The sequence below is a fragment of the Rhizobacter sp. P3_B12 genome (genome assembly GCF_056402895.1).
Genome location: NZ_JBFUGN010000314.1, coordinates 1 through 6125, shown reverse-complemented (window position 1 = coordinate 6125; position 6125 = coordinate 1). Strand labels below are relative to the sequence as shown.

Genomic DNA, 6125 nt, shown 5'->3' with positions numbered 1-6125 from the left:
ACCAGGAACAGCCCGAGCCCGCCGCCCGGCCGGCCCTTGGTCGAGCGATAGGGCTGGCCCAGCGTCTCCAGCAGGCCGGGCGCGAAGCCCTTGCCGGCATCGGTCACCGTCAGGGTCAGCGCGTCGCCGGCGCGCTCGACATCGAGCCGCAGCCATTGTGGCGAGGCCTCCAGCGCGTTGTCGAGCACGTTGCAGATCATCTGCTGGATCGCCGAATCGGACACCATCGGCAGATCGTCGCCGAAGCGGTTCTCGTACGCGAAGGCCTTGACCGGCCGCGTGCGGCGCCAGTCGTGCACCAGCTCGTCGAGGAAGGTCGCGAGCGTGGTCGCCTCGGACGATTCGCCGCGCGCCTCGCCGGCCGTCAGCAGGATGCCGCTGACGATCGCCTTGCAGCGCTCCAGCTGCGTCTGCATCTCGACCACCTCTTCGAGCAGCTCGGGGTCGGAGCTGAAGTGCGGCAGCCGGCGCCAGTCGCCGAGGATCACCGCCAGCGTCGCGAGCGGCGTGCCCAGCTCGTGCGCGGCGCCCGACGCGAGCAGGCCCATGCGGACGATGTGCTCCTCTTCGGCGGCGCGCTGGCGCAGGTCGGCCAGCCGCGCATCGCGGGCGCGCAGGTTGCGCTGGATGCGGGTGATGAAGGTGACCAGCAGCGCCGCGTTCAGCGCGAAGCACAGCAGCAGCCCGAGCACGAACGGGCTCGACAGGCCGCGCACGTGGTCGAGCGGGATGTCCAGCGGCCGGTGGTACAGCCCGAGCCCCGCGAAGCAGACGCTGGTGACGACCACCAGCACCCAGGTGTAGCGCGGCTTCAGCAGCACCGCGCCGAGGATCACCTGCAGCAGGTACAGGAAGGCGAACGGGTTGGTCGCGCCGCCGCTCAGGTACAGCTGGGCGGTCAGCATGCCCACGTCGACCAGCAGCGCCACCAGCAGCTCCACGTGCAGCACCGGCCGCCGGTTGCGCAGCCGCAGCACGCTGACGAGGTTGAACGCGACCAGGCAGTACAGCACCGCGAGCATGTGCTCCAGCGGCAGCCGGATGCCGAACCCGACATGCACGGTGGCGATCGTGGCGACCTGGCCCACCACCGCGATCCAGCGCAGCTGGATCAACTGCTGCATGTTCTTCAGGCCGGCGTCGGTGACGCCGGCGGTACCGGCCCAGGTCGTGGGCGGGCCGATCGTCGTGTGCTGCAGCGGGAGGGTGTCAGCCGTGAGGGGCATCGTGGGGAAGGGCGGAGGCAGGGGCCGGGGAGAGCGGATTCTCCCTCGCCCAGCGGCCGCCCGGCCGCAGCATCCACGCCGCCCCTGCCACCATCGCGGCCAGCCCGAACCAGGTGAGGGCGTAGACGAGGTGGTTGTTGTGGAAGCTGACGACGGTCAGGCCGGCGACGGGCCAGGCGTCGGGGCCTGCATCGGCGTCGACGAAATAGGCGGCGACATTCGGAATACCGTGTGCCGAGGCGATGGCCTCCACGTCGCGCGAGAACCAGCGGCCGGCGGCAGGATCGTTGCGGCGCAGGAAGCCGCCGCGCGGCTCGGTCAGGCGCAGCAGGCCGGTGACGGCAACCTCGCCATCGGGGCGCGCGGCGAGGGCTTTCGATTCGGTGGTGACGAAGCCGCGGTTGACCAGCACGCTGCGGCCATCGGCCTGCTGCAGCGGCGTCACGAGCCACCAACCGGGGCCTTGCTCGGTGACGGCCTGCACGAGGGTCTCGTGCGCATGCAGGAAGCGGCCGTGCAGCACGACGTGCCGGTATTCATCGGCCGCCGCGGTGACGGGCCCGGCAGGCGCCTCGACCGGCGCCGCGTGCACCCGTTGCTCGACCCGCTCGATCAGCTCCAGCTTCCAGGACAGCCGCTGCACCTGCCAGGTGCCGAGCGCGGCGAAGCCTGCGAACAGCAGGGCGGCCGCTGCGATCAGCGCTGCCCTGCGCGGCCTCACGGCCGCACTCGCATGTCGTGCATCGTGGGCATCATGTTGCTGTTCATGTGGAACATCACCCACAACGAACCGCTCAGCGTGATCACCACCAGCACCAGCGTGAAGATCAGCGCCAGCATGGTCCAGCCGCCTTCCGAGCGGGCGTTCATGTGCAGGAAGTACACCATGTGCACGACGATCTGCACCGCGGCGAAGCCGAGGATCACCAGCGCCGTGGTGCTGGAGTTGTTGAAGGCCTTGCCCATCACCAGCCAGAACGGGATCGCCGTCAGGATCACCGACAGGATGAAGCCGGTGGCGTAGCCCTTCAGCGTGCTGGGGGCGTGGCCGCTGTCGTGGCCGTGGTCGTCGTGGTCATGACCGTGGCCGTGATCGCGCCCGTGGGCGAGGCTGTCGATTTCGTGTGCGCTCACGGCAGCACCCCCATCAGGTAGACGAACGTGAAGACGCCGATCCAGACGACGTCCAGGAAGTGCCAGAACATCGACAGGCACATCACGCGGCGGCGGTTCGGCGCGGTCAGCCCGTGCTTGCCGAGCTGGAACATCAGCGTGACCAGCCAGACGATGCCGAAGGTGACGTGCAGGCCGTGCGTGCCCACCAGCGTGAAGAACGACGACAGGAACGCGCTGCGCTGCGGGCCGGCGCCTTCGTGGATCAGGTGCGCGAACTCGTACAGCTCCAGGCTCAGGAAGCCCAGGCCGAACAGGCCGGTGATGCCCAGCCACACCAGCGTGGCGCGCAGCCGCTGGCGCTGCATCTCGAGCACCGCGAAGCCGTAGGTGATCGACGACAGCAGCAGCAGCGAGGTGTTCACCGCCACCAGCGGCAGGTCGAACAGGTCGGCGCCCGACGGGCCGGCCGCGTAGCTGCGGCCCAGCACGCCGTAGACGGCGAACAGGCACGCGAAGACCAGGCAGTCGCTCATCAGGTAGAGCCAGAACCCGAGCAGGGTGCCGTTCTCCGGATGGTGTTCCTCGCGCAGGTAGTAGCGCGGCGCGGTCGGGTCGACCGCGGCAGGGTTCAGGGTGAGATCAGACATGGGCAGCGAGCATCTGGGTGCGTGCGTTCTCGGTGCGGACGACTTCGTCCGCGCCGATGTGGAAGTCGCGCTTGTAGTTGAAGGTGTGGACGATGATCGCCGCCATCATCGCGACGAAGCCGAGGACGGCCGGCAGCCACATCTGCCAGATCATCGCGAAGCCGACCGCCGCCGCGAGGCCGGCGATGATGAAGCCGGCGCCGGTGTTCTTCGGCATGTGGATCGGGATGAAGCCGTCGGTCGGGCGCTCGAACTTGTTGTTCTTCATGTCGTACCAGGCGTCGTTGTCGTGCACCACCGGCGTGAACGCGAAGTTGTACGACGGCGGGGGCGAGGCGGTCGACCATTCGAGCGTGCGGCCGTCCCAGGGGTCGCCGGTCACGTCGCGCAGCTGCTCGCGCCGCATGAAGCTCACCACCAGCTGGATCAGGAAGCTGCCGATGCCGAGCGCGATCAGGAAGGCACCGAACGCGGCGATCACGAACCAGATCTGCAGCGACGGATCCTCGAAGTGGCTCAGGCGGCGCGTGACGCCCATCAGGCCCAGCACGTACAGCGGCATGAACGCGAAGAAGAAGCCGGTCTGCCAGAACCAGAACGAGCACTTGCCCCAGAACGGATCGAGCTTGTAGCCGAAGGCCTTCGGGAACCAGTAGGTGATGCCGGCCATCAGCCCGAACAGCACGCCGCCGATGATCACGTTGTGGAAGTGCGCGATCAGGAACAGGCTGTTGTGCAGCACGAAGTCGGCCGGCGGCACCGCGAGCAGCACGCCGGTCATGCCGCCGATCACGAAGGTGATCATGAAGCCGACCGTCCACAGCATCGGCACCTCGAAGCGGATGCGCCCGCGGTACATCGTGAAGAGCCAGTTGAAGATCTTCGCGCCGGTCGGGATCGAGATGATCATCGTCGTGATGCCGAAGAACGAGTTCACGCTCGCCCCCGAACCCATCGTGAAGAAGTGGTGCAGCCACACCAGGTACGACAGGATGGTGATCACGACCGTGGCGTACACCATCGACGCGTAGCCGAACAGGCGCTTGCCGCTGAAGGTGGAGACCACTTCCGAGAAGATCCCGAAGGCCGGCAGCACCAGGATGTAGACCTCGGGGTGGCCCCAGATCCAGATCAGGTTCACGTACATCATCGCGTTGCCGCCGAGATCGTTCGTGAAGAAGTTGGTGCCGGCGTAGCGGTCGAGCGAGAGCAGCACCAGCACTGCCGTCAGCACCGGGAAGGCGGCGACGATCAGGATGTTGGTGCACAGCGAGGTCCACGTGAAGACGGGCATCTTCATCATCGACATGCCGGGGGCGCGCATCTTGACGATGGTGGCGATCAGGTTCACGCCCGAGAGCAGCGTGCCGACCCCCGCGATCTGCAGGGACCAGATGTAGTAGTCGACCCCCACGTCAGGGCTGTACGCGATGCCCGACAGCGGCGGGTAGGCCAGCCAGCCGGTGCGCGCGAACTCGCCGACGAACAGCGAGGCCATCACGAGGCCGGCGCCGAAGGTGGTCATCCAGAAGCTGAAGTTGTTCAGGAACGGGAAGGCCACGTCGCGCGCGCCGATCTGCAGCGGCACGACGAAGTTCATCAGCCCGGTGACCAGCGGCATCGCGACGAAGAAGATCATGATCACGCCGTGGGCGGTGAAGATCTGGTCGTAGTGGTGCGGCGGCAGGTAGCCGAGGTTCTCGCCGAACGACACGGCCTGCTGGGCGCGCATCATCACCGCATCGGCGAAGCCGCGCAGCAGCATCACGAGGCCGAGGATCACGTACATGATCCCGATCTTCTTGTGGTCGATGCTGGTGAACCACTCGCGCCAGAGGTAGCCCCACAGGCGGTAGCGGGTGAGCAGCGCCACCATGCCGAGGCCGCCCAGGCAGACGGCGACGAAGGTGACGAGCAGGATGGGCTCATGGAGCGGGATCGCGTTCCATGAGAGGCGGCCGAAGACGAGCTTCGTCAAATCGAGGTGATCGAGCATCGGTGCGACTCAGTTCTGGGTGCTGGCGGTCTGCGCGGTGCGCAGCACGGGTTGCGCTCCGGTCGGGTCGGCGACCGTGCACAGCGCGGCGGCGACGTAGTAGGTGCGGGGCGTGGCGCCGTTGGCGTCGGAGGTGTGGCCGTCCTTCTCCTTGACGCCGTCGATGCCCTGGCGGCCGAGGCCGCCGCCGGCGTCGATCGCCATCATCTCGGACATGCACATCTTCGAGGTGTCGACGCAGCGGTTCAGGATGGCGTCGTACAGGCCCGGCGCGAAGCTCGCGTAGCGGCGCACCGGCTCGCGCTCGCTCGGCTTCTCGAGCTGCAGGTAGTCGGCGCGGGTCAGTTCCTTCGCGTCGGCCTTGGCGGCCTGCACCCATTTGTCGAACCCGGCGTTGTCCACGCCGTGGAAGCGAAAGCGCATGTGCGAGAAGCCGGCGCCGCTGTAGTTGGCCGAGAAGCCTTCGTAGTCGCCCGGCTTGTTGATCACCGCATGCAGCTGGGTCTGCATGCCCGGCATCGCGTAGATCATGCCGGCCAGCTCGGGGATGTAGAACGCGTTCATCACCGACGACGCGGTGATCTTGAACTGGATCGGCCGGTCGACCGGCGCGGCCAGCTCGTTGACGACGGCGATGCCCTGCTCGGGGTAGATGAAGAGCCACTTCCAGTCGAGCGCGACCACCTCGACCACCAGCGGCTTCACGTCGGCGGTGACCGGGCGCTTCTCGTCGATGCGGCTCAGCGGGCGGTATGGGTCCAGCGTGTGGGTGCTGATCCAGGTGATCGCGCCCAGCGCGATGATGATCAGCAGCGGCGCCGCCCAGATCACCAGCTCGAGCTGCGTGGAGTGGTCCCAGTCGGGTTCGTAGCGGGCCGCGCGGTTGGAAGCGCGGTAGCGCCAGGCGAAGGTCACCGTCAGCGCGATCACCGGCACGATGATCAGCAGCATCAGCCAGGTGCTGACGATGATCAGCTTGCCTTGCTGGGCGGCGATGTCGCCGGAGGGGTTCAGCAACACGGTGTTGCAGCCGGCCAGCAGCCCGGTGAGGAGCAGGGCGGGGGCCAGCAGGAGCCGTCGGCTCAGGGGCTGTGTGTGGGGTGGCATGCCAGGTTCTGGTAGGAGGGGCGCGCAAAATGC

The 6125-nt window shown here is 67.6% G+C and carries 6 protein-coding genes; all 6 read right to left on the bottom strand.

Features of this window, described 5'->3' with window-relative positions; translation table 11 throughout:
- A partial coding sequence (locus AC1D01_RS17050; protein ID WP_477868277.1) for an ATP-binding protein occupies positions 1-1226 on the bottom strand: 1226 nt, incomplete at its 3' end.
- Positions 1210-1947 carry an SURF1 family protein gene (locus AC1D01_RS17045; RefSeq protein WP_477868275.1) on the bottom strand — a complete coding sequence of 246 codons (738 nt, stop codon included), beginning with the start codon at positions 1945-1947 and terminating at the stop codon, positions 1210-1212. The genes AC1D01_RS17050 and AC1D01_RS17045, both read right to left, overlap by 17 nt.
- A complete protein-coding gene (cyoD, locus tag AC1D01_RS17040; protein ID WP_477868273.1) occupies positions 1944-2360 on the bottom strand; it encodes a cytochrome o ubiquinol oxidase subunit IV in 417 nt (138 codons plus the stop codon). Before cyoD ends, AC1D01_RS17045 begins: the two co-directional genes overlap by 4 nt.
- Positions 2357-2989 (bottom strand): cytochrome o ubiquinol oxidase subunit III, encoded by a 633-nt coding sequence (gene cyoC / locus AC1D01_RS17035; RefSeq protein ID WP_477868271.1) that lies wholly within the window; start codon positions 2987-2989, stop codon positions 2357-2359. Before cyoC ends, cyoD begins: the two co-directional genes overlap by 4 nt.
- Entirely contained in the window at positions 2982-4985 is a 2004-nt protein-coding gene (gene cyoB / locus AC1D01_RS17030) for a cytochrome o ubiquinol oxidase subunit I (RefSeq protein WP_477868269.1), read from the bottom strand. The genes cyoC and cyoB overlap by 8 nt, the downstream gene beginning before the upstream one ends.
- 9 nt (positions 4986-4994) lie before the next feature.
- On the bottom strand, positions 4995-6092 hold the full coding sequence (gene cyoA, locus AC1D01_RS17025) for a ubiquinol oxidase subunit II (protein ID WP_477868267.1): 1098 nt from the start codon (positions 6090-6092) through the stop codon (positions 4995-4997).
- Between the last annotated feature and the right edge of the window lie 33 nt (positions 6093-6125).

Bases quoted from the DNA above. Each gene is read 5' to 3' on its own strand.
- cyoC (WP_477868271.1), bottom strand. From the start codon at position 2,989: ATGTCTGATCTCACCCTGAACCCTGCCGCGGTCGACCCGACCGCGCCG.
- cyoB (WP_477868269.1), bottom strand. From the start codon at position 4,985: ATGCTCGATCACCTCGATTTGACGAAGCTCGTCTTCGGCCGCCTCTCA.
- cyoA (WP_477868267.1), bottom strand. From the start codon at position 6,092: ATGCCACCCCACACACAGCCCCTGAGCCGACGGCTCCTGCTGGCCCCC.